The organism is Desertivirga xinjiangensis (assembly GCF_024436435.1).
In the GTDB taxonomy this organism is placed as follows: domain Bacteria; phylum Bacteroidota; class Bacteroidia; order Sphingobacteriales; family Sphingobacteriaceae; genus Desertivirga; species Desertivirga xinjiangensis.
The window spans coordinates 88,330-109,901 of sequence record NZ_JAFMZP010000007.1; the positions used below are offsets into that span (position 1 = coordinate 88,330).

The window sequence follows — 21,572 nt, forward strand, 5'->3', positions numbered from 1 at the left end:
TTTACTTATAAAACCCTAAACAATTTGATATCAAGACTTTTACCTAAATATTTGCTATTCTTTCTGTTTTTCCTGGGATATTCTTCTTCAGTTCTGGCCGAAGGTGGAAAGGAGTTGCATGCTAATGGTGGAACCGACGTTAGGTTAGCTTCTAGTTCATTCACCGGTGTATTTGATACCGAAGGTTTGATCAGGGTCTACGTTAAGAGCGGTGAAACCATATATCTAGGTTCCAGCGGAGTTAACAACAACGCCTCTAATCATGAGATCTATTTGATTTCACCTTCAGGTATTTCCTATGGAAACGGAGATAAGGGATTTATTGCTAATAAAGGTCAGGAAACCAATGGTCCTGTCGGAACAACTGATAGCGGATTTGATCCGTTTACCACTCCGGCCAATGAAACAGGGATTTGGTCGGTATTCTTTACCGGCTCCCCGAGGTATTTTGACGTATCTGTGTCTGCCAAAAATGCCTCTGACAATCCTGCATTAGCAGATTTTATTAAGGGAAGAGCCTATATGAACGTTTTTGGCGGTGATTTGGGCGATTATGAAGACACCTTCAATGGCATCTTTTACGTGTTAACGAATGATGGCTATACATATAAGGTAGATGCAAATGGATTGGCTGGCTACCAGTTTGTGTTTTTCTCGAATAACAAAGGATATAAAACTGCAGGCAATGATGCCAGTTACAGGAGTCAGAATAATACATCTACTACGAATCTGCACGACCCTCGCAAAGCGGACGTTTTTAATGCCAATGGTACTGCAGAGGATGTTACGCATAAATTGTTTTTTAACAGTCCCGCTGCTGATCTGCCCAGTAAAGCGGATATATATACCAGGGCTGCTGGTTATGCAGATCATAATGACAACGGTGCAAAATCGGAGACCTGGTTAAAGGTTACGCCTACGCTGCCTGTCATCAATAACTTTACTTTTACTGGTCGCGAGGGGTCTGCTGATAAGGCTGGAACATCTCCCCTAGGAGGCTATATCGGCTTTGAGTCGAACCAGGCAGGTACCTATTCCATAACCATAGAACTTGGTGCTTTTGATGTGACCTTAACTGGCGAAGCTGTGCAGGGTGTCAATAAGGTGTTTTGGGATGGATTGAATTCTGCGGGTGTTGCTGTAAAAGGAACTCTGGCCTCTTCAGCAATAACTGTTGGGTTAAAAGCGGGTGAGGTGCATTTTCCCTATATTGACGTTGAAAACAACCCTAGTGGAATAAAGATCACACGTCAGGGAGGCGGTCTGGCAACAACAACCGTATATTGGAATGATAGTAATATTAATGGAGGCACAAGTAATCTTACCGGAGCCGACAGTGGAAACGGAGCTCATAGATGGGGCTCAACCCAATATGATGACAACGCTTTTGGCGATAACAGGGGTCTCGACACCTGGGCTTATTTATTAAGTAACATTATTACGCCTTCCGCAAACATTCAGTTACGTGAAGCAGACCTTCAGGTTGTAAGCCTTGCAGCCAATAAAACGAATTATTGTGTCGGCGAAACTGTAACCTATACCGGAACTATCAAGAACAACGGCCCGGATGCGGTAACAGGTGCTAAAATAGCCTTTAATTATCCGGCCGAGCTGACCATAACCGGTGTTGGTTATGTCAATTCTACGGGAGTCTCAATTGTGGCAGATCCACCTACAGGATCACAGATCACCGGCATTGCCGATATTACTAACCAGGGCACTATCACAGCCACCATCACCGGTATAATAAACGCTAAACCGGCCGGCACGCTGGATGTAAGTGCAACTATCCTGCGGCCGGCAGATGTGACCGATCCTGACGCTACAAATATTGATATTAATCCTCCCACGGATCCACAGGTTGAATGCGACGCGGGAACAGCAGGTTGTAATAATATCAGACTGAGCTCTATTAATGTTATTCAGAGAGATATAAATATCACGGGTACCGCATCAGTAAATGAGGGCAGTACAGCGGCTGCGACCACCGACATGACTTTTACGGTGACTTTATCTGCGGCGAATGCAGGATGTGATGTCTCGGTTAAATATGATATTATCAACGGAACCACATCCGACAGTGATTTTGCTGCGGGGCTTGTTAAAAGCGGTACTCTTGTATTTACCCCCGGACAGATCAGCAAGACAATTACGGTTCCTGTTAAGCACGATAAAATGGTGGAAGCCAACGAAACCTTCAGCATAAAACTATCTAATGCAACATCGGGCGGAATAATAGTCAACTCGACGGCTACGGGAACAATCACTAACGATGATGCCACGCCGGGAATGACTGTTACGGCTACCGATGGTAAAGAAGGCGTCAATGATGGCAGGTTTACGTTCACTTTTTCGGGCGGTGCAAGTTTTGATGTGGATACTGATATCAGCTTTACGCTGGGTGGCACAGGCAGCACTGCTTTAGCGAACGGGACAGATTACACTTCGTCTGTGACCTCAAATACTATAACTATTCCGGCAGGACAGAACAGTGTTACTATCGACCTCGCTGTTGCCAATGATCTTCTTGCTGAAGGTGACGAAGTAGTTACGCTGGCCGTTAACCCGGTATCTAATACCTACGGTAATATCTCTATCACCAATCTTATTCCTGTATTAAAGATCACGGATAACGACTATGCAACCTTAACGATAAATAATCCTACTATTACTGAAGGCGATACCGGAACACAGGACCTTGTATTTTCCGTAACTCTAAATAATCCGACCGGAACTGGCTTCAACATCAGTTATGCTACCCAGGATGGTACCGCTACAGCTGCAGATGATTTTATCTCTGCAGGATCCGCAAGCCTTACGTTTGGTGGTGCTGCCGGTACCCAGGCCATAACCATTCCTGTTAAAGGTGACCGGAAAATCGAGGCCAATGAAACTTTCTCGGTACTGTTGAGTGGTTTGACGAATTCTTTCGGAGGTCATTTAACCTTTAACATTACCGGAACAGGAACCATCCTGGATAATGATAATACGCCTGCGAATAAAAAGATCAGTATTACCGCTGCTGATGGTAAAGAGCTTGGACCAGTGTCTGGGGTTTTTACTTTCAGTTTTGATAACGGGGCCAGCACGGATGAAGACACTAAAATTAATTTTGCCTTAGATGCTGCCGGAACAGCGATTGCCGGGCTTGATTTCTTTGATTCTGCTGTTACTTCAGTAACGATACCTGCAGGACAAAACAGCACTACATTGAGCTTCGATGTTCTTGGAGATAATATACTCGAAGACGCTGAAACCATCATATTAAATACGGGTGTAGTTTCTAACAGTAAGTATAATGGGATAACTGTTGAGAATACGAAGAGCCTGAATATTATTGACGATGATTTTGCAAACATTATTGTCTCGAACGTATCAAAGTCTGAAGGCGACAATGGGACAACGAACCTCGAATTTAATGTGCAGCTTGACAGACCTACAGGCAGTGATTTTACCATCGGGTATACTCTGACAGACGGAACGGCAAAAGCAGGGGAAGATTACCAGATGCCTGCAACGAATACCCTTACTTTTACAGGAGCAGCAGAAACTCAGAAGATCGTCGTTAAAGTGAACGGCGACATGAAGATTGAAGGTGATGAAACTCTTACCCTTACCTTGGGTGCACCGTCGAAAACTTTCGGAGGGCATATCACCGTTAACGGATCCCCGGCAACGGGAACCATCCTGGATGATGACCGGAATGATCCTGCAAAGAAGGTTATAACTGTAGCTGCTGCTCCTGGTTATGAAGGGGTAGCAAATTCAAAGGCATCGTTTAGTTTCAGCTTACCGGCTGGAGTAACGGTAGACTCTGACACAGAAATCGCTTATACCTTGCCGCCAAGTGGTTCAGCCACAGGTAATGGTGTAGATTATTCTGGTGCTGTTTCTGGTACAATAACTATCACCCGGGGCGATAACAGCGCAAACCTGGATCTTCCGGTAGTGGATGATCTTCTACTCGAGGGCGATGAAACAGTCGATTTAACGGTTACTAGCTTAAACAATCCGGCCTACACGGGTTTTGCTATTGCTCCCGCATCCCAGTTGCAAACCTCAATTGTGGAGAACGATAATACGGTTTTGATCAGTAGTCCTTCCCAGGTTCTCGAGGGAGACAATGGTACAAAATATATCAGGTTTAATGTGTCGGTGGATCTGGCAACAAGCGGGCCTTTTAATGTTACTTATGCAACCAGTAACGGAACTGCAGTAGCGGGAGAAGATTACGAGGCAAAATCGGGCAGTCTGGCCTTTACTGGCGGATTAGCTGGTGAAAATCATGAGATAGATGTTATCATTAACGGGGATCTCAAAATAGAGCAGGATGAAACCTTTGTCATCAGCCTTACGGGGCTTAGCAACGATTTCGGGGGAACTTTAAAGCTTAGTGCCCCGGTAACGATGACCATTAAGGACGACGATAATACCCCGGAAAACAAGCTGATCAGGATCTCAAAAACAAATGGCAGCGAAGATGGCACCGATGGTGTTTTTACGGTGAGTTTCCCGGCAGGGGTGACTGCTGATAAGGCTACCACTGTTTTCTATTCGCTTACAGGGCTTGCACAGGGTACTGGCACGGATTATACAAATACTGCTCCAACACCTGGTCAGATAGTTATTCTTCCCAACGAAAACAGTCGTTCCTTTAACCTCGATATCAACGACGATATTATTATTGAAGGAACAGAAGAGGTTTTAATGACCATTACTTCTGTTCAGAATCCTGTGTATTCAGCAATGGCGGGAGATTCGCCGGTATCGCTGGATATCCTGGATAATGATAATACGGAAGTAAACAATACAATCACTTTAAGCAAAGTAAGGGATGGGGCTGAAGGAGGAACTAATCCCCAGTTTTTAGTTAGTTTCCCTGCTGGTTTAACTGCTTCAGTACCTACTGAAGTCACTTATTCTGTTGTAGGTACAGCCCTAAATGGTGTTGATTACACCACGCTCACTGGCAAAGTAACTATTTTAGCTAACCAGAATTCGGCGCTTATCGATGTATCCCTGATCAATGATCAGATCATTGAATCCATAGAAAATGTGCAGCTGAGTCTGACAGGTGCCACCAATACTATATCTACGCTGAAAGTTATCAGTACTCCGGTTAGTGTTACTATTACCGACGATGATAACGTTGCAATTAATAAGATCCTTACTTTAAGTAAAATTAAAGATGCCGCTGAACCCGGCACTGATGCAGAGTTCAGGGTGAGCTTTCCCGGCGGTATTACCAGCTCCGCAGATACCCGGGTGTTTTACTCCGTTAACGGAGGTACCGCACAGCCGGGGACTGACTACCAGGCTCCGGCCGGGGAGATCTTTATTCCTGCAGGACAAAACTCCGCGACATTCAATGTCGATGTGTTCGACGACAAGATCATTGAGAATGTTGAGTCTGTTCAGCTTAAGCTAACTTCCGCCAGCAGTACTATCCTTGCATTAACGGTAGGAACTGCCGTAGAAAGTGCAAGCATCCAGGATGACGACAACATACCAGGCAACAATAAAATAACATTGAGCTGGGTTAAAGATGCTTCGGAACCTGCTGCCAATGGCCAGCTTCTGGTTAGTTATCCTGCCGGTATCACCAGTTCTGAGGATACTAAAGTTGACTACAATATTGGCGGCTCAGCTACTAATAGCGTGGATTTTACCAGCCTCACCGGAAGCCTTATCCTGCCCGCAAATACAAATTCCTTACCGCTTAATATCACAGTTGCTGATGATAAGATCATTGAACCTGCTGAAAAGGTTGAAATTACGCTGACTGCTGCGGATAATTTAAGCTTCAATACCAGCGTTGACGGAACTCCCAAAGCGGTGAATATCCTGGATGATGATAATAACGTAGCAAACAACAGGATCATTCTCAAATGGCTGGCGGACGGAACGGAGCCAGGAACGCCTGCACAATTCTCTGTAGGCTTCCCGGTGGGTTATACCAGTTCAAAACCAACAAAGGTTAAATACACCGTTGCAGGAACTGCTACTTCAGGTATAGACTTTACTGCGCTAAGCGGCGAGGTGACGATCCCTGCAACTACTTCTACTGCCCCGGTAATTGTAAATGTACTTAATGACAGTCTTATTGAGGGTACGGAAACGATAACCTTGACCCTAACCGGTGCTGAAAATACAGATATTCCAACATTAACCATCCTTCCGCTTACCGCTGTAAGTGCCAATATAGAGGATGAAGATGATGATGTTGCTTCTAATAACATTTTGAGCTTAAGCGGATCAGATGGCTCGGAACCGGGAAATAACGGAAGCTTTACGCTGAGCTACCCGGCCGGTTACAGCAGTTCAAGTCCGACTGTAGTGAGCTATACCATTGCCGGAACGGCATTAAGGGATATCGACTATACCGCTTTGAGCGGAACGGTTACTATTCCTGCGAACACCCCGTCTGCAAACATACAGGTTCCTGTGCTGGATGATAAGATCATTGAACAGCCTGAAACTGTTGAGATCAGAATTACATCGGCCAGTAATGGTGTTTCTTCCCTTACATGGTCGCCGGCTACTGAGACGATCGAAATCGATGACGACGATAATAACCTGGCGAACAATACCATAGTGATCAGCAAAGTGGCTGATGCATCAGAACCAGCAACAAATGCACAGTTTAAGGTGAGTTTCCCTGATGGGTACATCAGCTCGGAGGCTACCGTTGTTACTTATAAAGCAGCGGGTACCGCACAGCATGGAACCGATTACTCTATACCTGGAATCAACAACGCTACTCTGACGGGAACAGTTACTATTCCTGCAAATACAGGCTCTGCATTAATTGACGCAGAAGTTATTGATGATAAGGTTATTGAACCGACCGAAAAGATAGAGCTATCCTTAACAGGGGCAAGTAATCCGATTGCGACAATGGCGATCATTCCGAATGGCTCACCGGCTATTGCGGATATCAGTGACGACGACAATGCCGAAGAAAACAAGTACATAGCACTGACCCTGGTAAGGGATGGCGCTGAAGGAAGCCTGAATCCACAATTCCAGGTAAGTTTCCCTGGCGGCTTCAGCAGTTCTGAGCCAACTACTGTTAATTATCAGCTAGTCCCGGGTTCTGCAAGTGCCACTCCGGGTATGGATTATACCCAGCCTTCAGGATCGGTAGTTATCGCGCCGTATGCTAATTCGGCACTGATCGATATCTCCCTCATCAACGATATGATCCTGGAGCCAAGGGAGACTGTAGAATTGGCATTGCTTAATGCAAATAACAGTATCGCCCCTGGCTTAGTTACCCAGACGGACGCGGTTATCGCAGGGATTAATGATGACGATAATATTGCGGATAACAATAAGATAAGTCTTAGCCCCGTGTCTTCGGGGTCAGAGCCCGGAACTCCTGCTCAGCTTAAAGTAAGCTTTCCGGCAGGATACATGGCTTCTGTGCCAACTACTGTGAACTATGCAGTTTCCGGTGGAACTGCAATCAATGGAACTGATTATACGGTAACTGGTCAGGTGGTCATTCCGGCTAATTCGGGCTCAGCCAATTTCCCGGTAACTGTAATAGACGACCAGATCGTCGAAAATACTGAGACTGTTCAGTTAAAGTTGTCGAATGCCGAGAACAGTATATTCCCAACGATAGGTGTATCAGCGGCTGCGGAAAGTGTCGATATCAACGACAACGACAATACTCCCGCAAACAGACAGATCACAATCTCGAAAGCTGATGGATCTGAAGATGGTGACATCGCCAGCTTTAAATTCAGCCTTTCGCCGGGTGTCACCTTTAACGAAGACATTGTTATTCCTTTTGGGTTAGCAGGAGCAGCTGTTAATGGTGCAGACTTTAACGCTTCAGTTAGTACTTCGATTAAGATCCTGGCTGGCGAAAGCAGCGCCAGTCTGTCCTTAGATGTGATTGACGATAATTCTATTGAAGATACGGAAACGATCATCCTTGCTCCTGGTGTGATCAACAGTACCTACGGAACCTTTACGGTTGATCCGGCTTCTGTTCTGGTTGCAAATATTCTGGATAACGATAAGGCCATCCTTACTTTAAGCGCACCGGTAACGATAGCGGAAGGCGACAATGGAACAACTAGTGTGACCTATACACTAACGCTGAATAATGCTACCCAGGGTGGTTTTGACGTAAACTATAAAACATTAGATGGTTCTGCCGTTGCAGGTGAGGACTATATAGCTGCAAGCAGCTCCATACATTTTGCCGGTAATGCGAATGAATCGCATCAGTTTACTATACTGATCAATGGGGATAAACTGATTGAAGGGGACGAAAATTTTACACTGGAGCTGGACAGTCCAAACCCGGATTTTAATGATCGTTTAATTGTTAGCAATCCTGCTTCTCTGATCACCATAAAGAATGACGATCAGGCTAATATCAGGATTTTTCCGGCCAAGGGTTCAGAAGAAAACTCAGTAGCAGGCAGTTTCAGGTTCGAGTTTGAAAATGGAGTAAGCTCTGATAAACCTACCACCATTCATTTTGGACTTAGAGGCTCGGCCTCCGGAGCGGATTATACGGGAGGAGTTGCTTCTGTAACGATCCCTGCCGGTGAAAAAAGCTATACGCTGGAATTGCCTGTGATCGACGACAATATAGCGGAAGGTACAGAAACGGTTATTCTCACCACAGGAGCGATCAACAGCCCTTATGGAGTTACTATGGTTAACTCACCTCAAAGCCTGGAAATAACTGATAATGATGAGGCTACTTTAAGCATCTCTGATGCTACTGTTACCGAAGGCCAGAGCGGTACTACCACCATTAGCTTCAATGTGACTTTGGACAGAGCTACCGGTAAACCCTTTACGGTGAACTATTCTACCGCCGACGATTCCGCCAGGGTCGCAGATAATGATTTTATCGCCTTGTCGGATACACTGAATTTTAGCGGAACTCAGCCGGAGACAAAAACTATTAAAATAACAGTTAGAGGCGACCGGAAAGTGGAAGGGGATGAAAGCTTTAACTTGAGTTTGAATGGGCATACCTTTAATAATACCTTGAGTATTCCTGTCGGAGGAGCAAGTGCCACCGGTGTAATTCAGAATGATGATTCTGCGGTGATCCGTATTACAAGTGTTGATGGTTCAGAGACAGGCCCCTCGGCTGCGAGTTTCCTGTTCAGCTTCCCTCAGGGAGTGACTGTAAATGAGGATACTAAAATTGAATATTCTTTATCGGGCGTAGCTCAAAACGGCCAGGATTATACGGGTTCTTTAACCGGCACCATCATCATTCCTGCAAACACCGATAGCGTAAGGCTGACTCTTCCGGTAGTTGCCGACCAGGTAGCCGAAGATACTGAAAGCCTGATCATCACGACAGGGGCGGTTACCAGTAACTATGGTGTAAGCGTGGATAATCCAACAGTCAGTCTGAACATTTACGACAAGGATCAGGCAATGCTGACTTTAAGCGGTCCGGAAAGCGTTACAGAAAGCAATGGTCTTCAGGAAGTGCAGTTTATAGTGACCCTGGATAAAGCTACTGCGGGCAGCTTCAAAGTAAACTACCGCACCGTCGATGGTACAGCCAAAACAGGAGATAACGACTATGTTTCGAATGCAGGTCAGCTGGAGTTTGCCGGAACAGCAGGCGAGAGGGATACGATCACCGTTAGGATCAATGGAGACTATAAGATTGAGAAAGATGAGAACTTCAAACTGGAACTAACCGGCCTGACACAGAACTTCAATAACCGGCTGGTGATCAGTGTGCCTTCGTTGATCGTAAAGATCCAAAATGACGATCAGGCCAACATTACAATTCTACCGGAACAGGATGGGGCAGAAGAAGGCTCTTCGCCCGGAAGATTCAGGTTTAAATTTGATGGCGATGTAGTCTCGGATACAGTAACCACTGTTCATTTTGGACTTACTGGCCAGGCTATTGCAGGGACGGATTATACCGGAAATCCTGGCACAATAGCAATTCCCGCAGGACAGAACAGTTATCCGCTGGAGCTTCCGGTAACAGATGATGATATCGCTGAAGGAACCGAAACGGTAATATTGACTACAGGAGCGGTTGACAGTCCTTACGGAATAACAGTAAGTAATTCGCCGCAAAGCCTGAACATCACCGATAATGACAAGGCAACTTTGAGGATCTCTGATGCCTCAGTTACAGAGGGTGACAGCGGGACCAGCACGATCAGTTTTGATGTAAGTCTCGACAAAGCTATCGGGGCGCCTCTTACAGTGAACTATTCTATCACTGATATTTTAACCACAGCGGGTGAAGATTATATTGCCCCAACAGGTACTCTGGTATTTGATGGCTTAAATCCGCAAACAAAGACGATAGACATCACCGTTAAAGGCGATTATAAAGTTGAGAGAGACGAAACCTTTACGGTAAACCTTACTGGTCATAATTATAATAATACCTTAAGCATCCCTGCAGGAGGAGACAGCGCAACCGGCACCATCCTGAACGATGATTCGGCGCTTATTGAAATTACGAAAACTGATGCTAAGGAAGCGGGTGAAGAAGCTGGCAGCTTTATCTTCAGTTACACTGGTAATGCATTTGCAGATAAAGATGTCATTATAAACTATGACCTGACGGGAACAGCTAAAAGTGGTGACGATTACACCGGATCCATAAGTGGCAGTATCACTATTCCTGCCGGGGAAAAGAGCAGAACTCTGAATATCCCTGTAAATGATGATGCACAGGTAGAAGATACTGAAACGGTGATCCTGACCAGCATGGGTGTAACACCTGTCTATGGCATAACGATAGCTAACAGTCCTGTAAGCCTGGATATTATCGATAACGACAAGGCCACATTAAGCTTCAGCGGTCCGGCTTCCCTTACTGAAGGAGATGATAGCAGCAAAGTGGTTAGCTTTACAGTGACCCTGGACAAGGCAGTAGCTGGTGGCTTCAATTTGGATTTCACAACTGATGACGGTTCAGCCAAGGTTGGAGATAACGATTATGTTTCCAATACAGGGCAGCTACACTTTACCGGTGATGCCGGAGAAAGTAAAACCATCGAGGTGCTGATCAATGGCGACCGGAAGATAGAGAAGGACGAGAACTTTATAGTGAAACTCGGCAGTATTCCGGCAGCCCTGACAGGGCGCCTGAGTATTCAGGGGGCAGGATCGCTTTCTGCTTTGATAAGCAACGACGATAAGGGAACGATCGAGATCATTCCGGCTGACGGATCTGAAGATGGTCCCCTAGCGGGCAGTTATACCTTCAGGTTCCCTAATGGAATTAGCTCGGATGCCAATACGGTGATCGACTTCAAACTTGAAGGAAGTGCTAAAAACTCAGATTATACCGGTGGTGGCATTACTTCTGTTACGATTCCAGCAGGAGACAATAGCTTTAAACTGGAGCTGCCAGTAATAGACGATAACCTGGCCGAAGGAACAGAAGATGTGATATTGACTGCAACAGGAGTGGGCAGCCCTTATGCTGTGGCGGTAAATAATTCTCCTAAAACCTTGAACATCACCGATAACGATAAGGCAAGTTTGAGGATATCCAATGCGACGGTAACAGAAGGTCCGAACGGCAATACGACCATGACCTTTAACGTGACCCTGGACACAGCTACCGGCGACCGGTTTACCGTAAACTACGCCACTGCCGATGACTCAGCTATAGCTGGAGATAACGACTACACTGCAAAAACAGGGCTGCTGGAATTTGACGGTTCAGCTACTACCAAAACGATCACAATAGACATTATTGGAGACCATAAAGTTGAAGAAGATGAAAGCTTTACTATAAGTTTAAGCAATTTGAGCCGGAACTTTGGCAACAATCTGAGTATTCCTGCCGGCGGTGCGAGCGCCAGAGGTACCATCCTGAATGACGATTTTGCAGAGCTCGAAATTACCGCAGCTGATGGGCAAGAAGCCGGCGCCCGGGCGGGCAGCTTCATCATTGGTTTCCGTGGCGATGTTTTTGTAGATAAAGATGTAGTGGTCAGCTACTCGCTCAGCGGTACAGCAATAAGTGGAAAAGACTATACGGTATCAACTACTGGTACTGTAACCCTTTTTGCAGGGGAAAAGAGCAGAACGTTAAATATCCCTGTCCTGGATGACCAGGAAGTTGAAGATACCGAAACGGTGATCCTGACGACTAATGGTGTAAGCAGCGGGGGGTATGGAATTGCGGTGAACAACAGCCCTCAAAGCCTGAATATTATTGATAACGATAAAGCGACGCTAAGCCTTGCCGGTCCGGCTACGGTTACCGAAGGGAAAGATGGCGAAAGTCAGACGCTTAATTTTGTGGTCACTCTAGACAAGGCAGTAGCGGGAGGCTTTGATTTAGATTTTACTACTCAAGATGGTTCCGCCCACAGCTTAGACAATGATTATGTTTCCAACAGCGGGCAGCTGCACTTTGCAGGTCAGGCGGGAGAAACTGATACTATTAAAGTGGTTGTTATTGGAGATGGCAGGATAGAAGATCCTGAGAACTTCCTGGTAAAATTAGGCAGTGTTCCGGCCGCCCTGGCAGGGCGCCTGAGCATTCAGGGGCAGAGTTCACTTTCTGTTACGATCAGCAACGATGATTTCGGTATCATTAAAATCACTCCGGGCAGTGGTTCAGAAGATGGTCCGGAAGCCGGCAGCTTCAGGTTCGACTTTGAAAATGGAGTAAGCTCGGATAAAGAAACGATCGTTCGCTTCAAGCTGGATGGAAGTGCCACGAGTGCTGACTATACCGGTGCAGGTATCACCTCAGTAACGATCCCTCCCGGCGCTAAAACTCATCTACTGGAGCTTCCGGTGATCGATGATGACATAGCTGAAGATACGGAAGATGTTCGCTTGACAGTAACTGCAGTAGACAGCCATTACATTAACCATATCTCGGTAGCTAATTCTCCCCAAAGCTTTAGCATCACCGATAACGACAAGGCGACTTTAAGGATCGCTGATGCAACAGTAACTGAAGGTCAGAGTGGAATCACGACGATCAGCTTTAATGTGACCCTGGATAAAGCTACCGGCAAACCTTTTACAGTAAACTACGCTACCGCCGATAGCTCAGCCATGGCTGGAGATGATGACTATATCGCTGCAACTGGTACGCTGAGTTTTGATGGAACCAAACCTGAGACCAAAGCCATTGAAATCATAGTTAAGGGCGATCGTAAAATAGAAGCGGATGAATACTTTACAATAGATCTTACCGGACATAATTATAACAATACCCTGAGTATTCCTCTTGATGGGGCAAGCGCCCGGGGTACTATTGTGAATGATGATTCAGCGGTGATCCATATCACTACCCGGGATGGCTCGGAAACGGGGCCATCGGATGCTGTCTTTACCTTCCGTTTGCCTAAAGGCATGAGTGTAAATGAGCCTACGAGCATCAAATATAGTTTATCAGGCGTAGCCCAGAGCGGCCTGGATTATACCGGCTCTCAGTCCGGAACTATCATCCTTCCTGCAAATACTGACAGCGTTGAGTTAAGGCTTCCTGTAATTGCCGACCAGGTAGCGGAATATACTGAGAGCGTGATCATCACAGCCGATGTCGTTTCCAGCAAGACGGGGCTGAAGATAGATAACCCGACTACCGGTCTGAATATTTACGATAAGGACCAGGCAATGCTAAGTTTAAGTGGTCCTGCGAGTGTTATGGAAGGTACTGGTGGTATCCGGGAAGTGAACTTTATCGTCACCCTGGACAGAGCAACAGCCGGGCCTTTCAAAGTAAACTACGAAACCTTTGATGGTTCTGCAAGTTCAGCAAATTCAGCCGATAACGATTATGTTTCGAACATAGGCGAGTTGTATTTTGCAGGAAAGGCCGGAGAAAAGGATACAATAACCGTTAAGATCAATACCGACTATAAGATTGAAAGCCCGGAGACCTTTGGAATCAGACTTACCGGGCTGACAGAGAATTTTGATGATCGTTTGATGATTGCTGCACCAGCTTCCCATGTTGTTGAGATCCTTAATGACGATCTTGGTGTAATATCAATTACTCCGGGGAACGGATCAGAAAATGGGCCTTCTCCTGCCAGCTTCAGGTTCGACTTTTTAAATGACGTATACTCAGAAGCAAGTACAGTCATTAACTTCAGACTTGATGGTAGTGCTAAGGGGCAAGATTATACCGGGGCTGGCATCACTTCAGTGACGATCCCAGCCGGGATGAAAACCTATATTCTGGAACTTCCGGTCATAGATGATAACATAGCTGAAGGCACAGAAACAATTGTATTAACCGCAGGAACTGTTGGCAGTCCTTTCAGCCCGCACGCGCTTACGGTAGATAATTCACCGCATAGCCTGGACATTACAGATAATGACAAGGCGACTTTAAGAATTGCTGACGCCAAAGTTACTGAAGGTGAGGGAACCACTACGATCAGTTTTGACGTGACCCTGGATAAGGCTACCGGGAATCCCATTGTAGTAAATTACTCCGTTACCGATGTTTCGACCACGGCGAGCGAGGATTATATAGTTCCGGGCGGAAGTCTTCAGTTTGATGGACAAAATCCGGAGACCAAGCAGATCAGCATTACGGTTAAAGGGGATCATATGATGGAGGGTGACGAAACCTTTACGGTAAGCCTTACCGGACATAATTATAACAACACCTTAAGTATTCCTGTTGGCGGCGCAAGCGCTACAGGCACCATCCTGGACGACGATTTGGCGGAGATTACAATTACTCCAGCCGACGCTAAGGAAGGTGAGCTAGCGGGCAGCTTCGTCATTGGTTTCCGGGGTGATGTAGTTGTGAAAGAAGATGTGGTAGTGAATTATTCGCTTGGCGGCACAGCTGTAAGTGGAAAAGACTATACAGGAACCACAAGCGGTAGTGTCATTATCCGTGCTGGCGAAAAGAGTGAAGTCGTAAATCTTCCTGTAGTAGATGACCAGGAAGTAGAGGATACCGAAACGATAATTCTGACCAGCACAGGTGTGACCAGCAACAGCAGATATAACATCCCGGTAACCAATAGTCCCGCAAGCCTGAATATTATTGACAATGACAAAGCTACTCTAAGCCTTGCCGGTCCGGCTACTGTTACAGAAGGGAAAGATGGCAGCAGCCAGACGCTTAATTTTGTTGTGACCCTGGACAAGGCAGTGTCCGGAGGTTTTAATATCGATTACAGTACGGAAGATGGTTCGGCTCAAAGCGGAGATAATGACTATATATCTAATAGCGGTAAGCTTCACTTTGCTGGCGATGCAGGGGAGACAGACACAATTAAAGTGACGATCACGGGTGATGGGAAAATTGAGCTGGATGAGAACTTTTTAGTGAAACTGGGAAGTCTTCCCGCAGTCCTTGGAAATCGTCTTGTTTTTCAGGGGCCGGACGAACTTTCAATTCTGATCACTAATGATGATCAGGGAGCTATTGAGATCATACCAGGTAACGGCTCAGAGGATGGTCCGCTGGCTGGCAGCTTTACTTTCAAATTTCCTGATGGGGTGAAATCTGATAAGGAAACAACCATCAGCTTTAACCTTGGAGGAACTGCTAGAAACGAAGATTACACAGGTGCTGGCATTACTTCAATAAAGATCCCGGCCGGAGATAACCAAAGTGTTTTGACGCTTCCGGTATTAGACGACAATATCGCAGAAGGTACGGAAAATGTGATATTGACTGCAACAGGAGTGTCCAGCCCTTACACTATCGCGGTAGATAAATCACCTAAGATCCTGAATATTACCGATAATGACGAAGCAACTATACGCATCTCTAATGCCTCGGTTAGCGAAGGACATAGCGGAAATACGACGATCAGTTTTAACGTTAGTCTGGATAAAGCTACGGGAACGCCTTTTACAGTAAACTATTCTACTGCTGATGGTTCAGCGAAGGTAGCCGACAACGATTACACTGCTTTGTCGGATACCCTGTACTTTGATGGGAAACAGCCTTTGACACAAACGATCAATATATCAGTTAGGGGTGACCGTAAAGTAGAGGAGAATGAAACCTTCACCGTAAGTCTGACCGGACACAGCTTTAACAATACCTTAAGTATTCCTGTAGGAGGAGCCAGTGCAAGCGGTACCATCCTGAACGATGATCTGGCAGAGATCAGGATCAGTAGCCTTGATGGTTCAGAAACAGGTCCGTCGGCTGCCAGCTTCCTCTTCCGTTTCCCTCAGGGAGTAACTGTGTCTAAGGAAACAAATATCACTTATACCTTATCGGGTGCAGCCCGGGGTGGTCTGGACTACATAGGTGCTCAGACGGGTACGGTCATTATTCCAGCTAATACGGATAGCGTAAGGCTGATCCTTCCGGTCATAGCCGACCAGGTAGCGGAGTACACCGAGAGTGTGGTCATTACAGCGAGTTTGCCGCCTGGCACGAATGACGTAAGCATAGTTAACCCAACGGCTAGTTTAAATATTTATGACCAGGACCAGGCAATGCTTAGTTTAAGTGGTCCGGCAAGTATTATCGAGGGTGATGATGGTATCGAAAAAGTACAATTTATCGTCACTCTGGACAAAGCAACCTCAGGTGGTTTCAAGGTAAACTACAGGACTGTTGACAGATCAGCAAAAACAGCGGATAATGACTACGTGGCCAATATTGGTCAGCTGGAATTTGCCGGTACTGCCGGTGAAACCGATACTATCACAGTGGTGATCAATGGAGATCGTAAGATAGAAGATACTGAGGAGTTTGGTCTGGAACTTACCAGCCTGACAGAGGACTTTGATGATCGTCTGGTCATCAGGGGTGGGGCTTTATTGGTAGAGATCAGGAATGACGATTTGGGAATGGTTAGGATTACTCCGGCCAGCGGTTCAGAAAACGGTCCGGCTTCGGCCAGCTTCCTGTTTGAATTTGAAAATGGTGTAAGTTCGGATGAAGATACCAAAGTCGAGTTCCAACTTTCCGGAACTGCCAGGGACGCAGATTATACCCGGCCAGTTCTTAGTTCGGTGTTAATTCCGGCCGGAGCTACGAGCTATCCGGTAAATCTTCCTGTGATCGATGATAACGTCGCGGAGGGTACTGAAACAGTTATACTGACGACAGGAACGGTTGAAAGTCGTCATGGGGTGACAGTAACCAATTCGCCTCAGAGCCTGGAAATTACGGATAACGACCAGGCTACCTTAAGCATCTCTGATGCTGCAGTAACCGAAGGGCATAGTGGTACCACTACGATCAGTTTCAACGTGACGCTGGATAAAGCTACCGGAGATGGGTTTACAGTCAGCTATTCCATGGCTGACAGTACAGCCACCATAGCCGACAATGATTATGAAATTCAGACCGCTCCGCTTTATTTTGACGGAACAAAGCCTGAAACAAAAACGATCAGCATCACCGTTAAGGGAGATCATAAGATCGAGAAAGATGAAAGATTTACGGTAAGCCTGGATGGACATACTTATAATAATACCTTAAGTATTCCTGTTGGAAGTGCAACAGCTAAGGGTGCCATCCTGAACGATGATCTTGCAGATATCGTAATCACTGCAGCCGATGGCAAGGAAGATGGAGCGGTTGCAGGCAGCTTTGTTTTTAGTTTTTCCGGCGATGCCTTTGCGGATAAAGATGTAGTGGTTGATTACTCGCTGACGGGTACGGCCGTAAGTGGAAAAGATTATACCGGATCCACAACTGGCAGTGTAACCATACTGGCAGGGAATAAGAGTGTAACTCTAAACGTACCTGTAATAGACGACCAGGAAGTGGAAGATACTGAAACGGTAATTCTAAAGAGCACGGGCATAAGCACTGAATACGGAATCGTGGTGAAGGATAGCTCTGCAATCCTTAATATTATTGATAATGACAATGCAATGCTAAGCTTCGCCGGTCCGGCTACTATTACCGAAGGTGCAGATGGCAACAGCCAGACCCTTAATTTTATTGTCACACTAGACAAGGCAGTTCCCGGAGGTTTTAGTATCGATTACAATACTGACGATGGATCAGCCACAAGTGCAGATAATGATTATGTTTCCAACAGTGGCCAGCTGCACTTTGCAGGTCAGGCGGGAGAAACCGATACCATCAAAGTGCTTGTTAACGGTGATCGGAAGATCGAAAAGAATGAGAACTTTTTAGTAAAACTGGGCGGTGTACCGGCAGCTTTGGCGGATCGTCTTAGCATTCAGGGCTCGGGCTCTCTTTCTGTTGTGATCACAAACGATGATCAAGGTGACATTGAGATCACGCCAGCGAACGGTTCAGAAAATGGCCCTGCGGCAGCCAGCTTTACCTTCAAATTCCCTGATGGAGTAAGTTCGGATGAAGAAACGGTGATCGACTTTAAACTCGAGGGAAGTGCTCAGGGCACGGATTACACCGGCGGAGGCATCACTTCTATTGCGATACCAGCGGGAGAGAATAGCCGTGAACTGAAGCTTCCGGTTATTGATGATGCCATTGCTGAAGGTACTGAAACAGTGATCCTGACGGCAACGTCGATTCGTAGTCCTTATGCTATCACAGTAAATAATGCGCCTAAGAGTCTCAATATTGAGGATAACGATCAGGCTACCTTAAGTATCTCAGATACTACAGTTACCGAAGGTAACAGCGGCAATACAGAAATCAGGTTTAACCTGACGCTTGATAAGGCCACCGGTAAACAATTCAGCGTAGATTATTCAAGTACCGATGGTACAGCAACAGTGGCTGATAATGATTACGAAGCGATAACGGGTAACATCAGCTTTGACGGGCTTAAGGCAGAAACTAAAACTATCCTGGTCAAGGTGAAGGGAGATCAGAAGATTGAAACAGACGAAAAGTTTGTGCTAACCATAAAAAATCTGGTCAAGCCTGCAGAGACACCATTATCTATTGGCCAGTTTCAGGCTACCGGTACTATACTGGATGACGACAATATGCTTGCTAACAATACCATTACGCTAAGCAAGTTATCGGATGGTGCAGAGCCTGGAACTAATGCCACTTTCAGGGTGAGCTTCCCGGCTGGAGTGACCAGCATCAGACCAACGACTGTTGAATATGGTATTGGAGGAACAGCCAGCAATAATGCGGATTATATTGAGCTGAGTGGCTTAGCAAGCATTCCTGCAGGAGAGAATTATGCTGATATTATTGTGGAAGTCACCGATGATCAGTTACTTGAACCTGTTGAAACAATAGCGCTGACTCTGACAAAGGCAAGTAATAACGGCTTCTCTGTGTTTGCTTTAAATCCTGCAATGCCAGTCACCGCTACTATCTCAGATGACGATAATGCCATCCTGAGGATCAGCAGGCCATCCATAAAAGAAGGCGACAACGGTACTGTAACTGCTGATTTTAATGTGATATTAAGTTCGGCAACTAATGCGAAGTTTTCTGTAGACTACGCTACAAAGGATGGTACCGCTACTGTGGCCGATAAAGATTATGAGGCTAGAAATGGTTTCATAGAGTTTACTGGTACACAGGTTGGCGAAACTCATACCATCAGCGTTACGGTGAACGGTGACAAAAAGATCGAGCGCGATGAAACTTTCACCCTGGAGTTAAGTAACCTGACAGAAAGCTTTGGCGGTCGCCTGGTGCTGAGCGGATCTCCTTCTACCGCAACTATTCTTGATGACGACAATATTCCGGCAAATAAGAAGATCACGGTTACCAGGGACGACGCTGCTGAAGGAGAGTATGATGGCAAATTTACATTCAGTTTCCCTGCAGGCGTTAGTTCCGATGTACAAACGACGATTCCTTTTAAATTAAATGGGACAGCTAAGGGCGCTGGTCTCGACTACCAGGCTATGCCGTCTGCAACAGTGATAACTATTCCTGCCGGTGAAACTTCGGCTAGTATAACTATTCCTGTAATGGATGATGCAGTGATTGAGGAAACAGAAACGGTAATTCTTGTGCCGGAAACAATTACCAATAATCGCTACAACGGTATTACAGTAAATACACCGGTTCCTGTACTCCGGATCTTTGATAATGACAAAGGCGAGCTGAAAGTAAGCAATCCAGTCATCGTGGAAGGGAATAGCGGAGGAACTCGCGTGATATTTGAGGTCACCTCTACTTTGGAGACGCGGGCAGCATTTACTGTAGATTACACTACCAGCGATGGAACAGCCACTTTAAGCGATAAGGATTATAACTTTAAAAAGGGAACACTTGCTTTTAACGGAGAGACAGCTGGAGAGACTAAAACTATTGAGGTCTTCATTAACGGAGACATCAACATCGAAGGGGATGAGACCTTCAATTTAGAGTTAAGCAACGTTTCGAATACTTACGGCAATACACTGGCTGTAAACGTTTATCCAGGGGTATGTACTATTCTAAATGATGACAATCCACCGATAGCAGCAGAGGACATTATCAGCACAGATGAAGACGTTCCGGTTACTCACAATATTGTCAATAACGACAGCGATACAGACGGAACTATCGATCCTGGAAGTCTGGAGGTTGTTACGGGAGCTCAGTATGGTACGGTGATTAAACATCCCGATGGTACGGTTACTTATACACCTAAGAAAGACTTCAATGGGGTTGATAACTTTACCTATACTGTAAAGGACAATACCGGACTGGTATCTGATTTTACAAGCGTGATCATTGTAGTGAATGCTGTGAATGATGCGCCGGTGGCGAATGATGATGAGCTGGAAACCGAACAGGATCTTGCTTTCTCCGGTAATGTGGGATTGAATGATGCCGATGTCGACGCTGATCACCTGAGCTTTACTAAGCTTTCAGAGCCGGCTAATGGTTCTCTGGTTTTTGCATCGACCGGGGAATTTACTTATACTCCTGTCAGAGGTTTTACAGGTGTAGATATGTTTACGTATAAGGTGTGTGATCCTTATGGAGAATGTGATGAGGCGACCGTAATGATTGCAGTAGATGCTACTACGATAGTTCATCTTACTCCGGAGCTGAGTACCATAGCGGAAGGTAAGAAAACCACAATTACCGCTATGCTCGAACGGCCATTTAAAGACGATGTAGTGATCACATTTAATTATATTGGTACGGCAAAAGGCGAAACAGATTACAGATTATCTGAGGACTTGCATACTATGGTGATCCCTCAGGGCTCTCTTACAACAAGCCAGAAAATAACCGTAGCAGCAATCACTGACTATGTTGATGAAGGTGAAGAAGATATCAATATCTCGGTTAAGTCGGTATCCAGCCCATTGGTTAAACTAGGAAAAACTGCCAGGGTAGTTATCAGAGATGGCGTAGCAAACCTTACGGAGCCTGAAAACAATGACATCACTATTGATCCCCTTGTGTCACCTAATGGCGATGGACAAGGTAATGAGTTCTTCCACATCGGGAACATTAGCTCTTTCCCGGATAATGAAGTTACCATTTATAATCGCTGGGGTAATGAAGTGTTTAGAATGAAAGGTTATAACGACTCTGACAGAGTATTCAGGGGTTATTCAAACAACAAGGTTTTAACCAATAGCGGTACTTCGCTGGTGGATGGCGTTTATTACTACGTGATCCATACCAATGTGGAAGCTAGAGGAATCAAAGTAAGAAAAGTCAATAAAGGATATCTGATATTGAAACGCTAGTTTCCTAAATATAAGAAGGGCCCCGG

Annotated in this window: 1 protein-coding gene; it reads left to right on the plus strand. The window is 45.8% G+C overall.

Annotation, left to right across the window (positions count from 1 at the left end):
• Nucleotides 1–24 precede the first annotated feature (24 nt).
• On the plus strand, nucleotides 25–21,546 hold the full coding sequence (locus J3P37_RS16915; RefSeq protein ID WP_256012535.1) for a Calx-beta domain-containing protein: 21,522 nt from the start codon (nucleotides 25–27) through the stop codon (nucleotides 21,544–21,546).
• The last annotated feature ends 26 nt before the right edge of the window (nucleotides 21,547–21,572 follow it).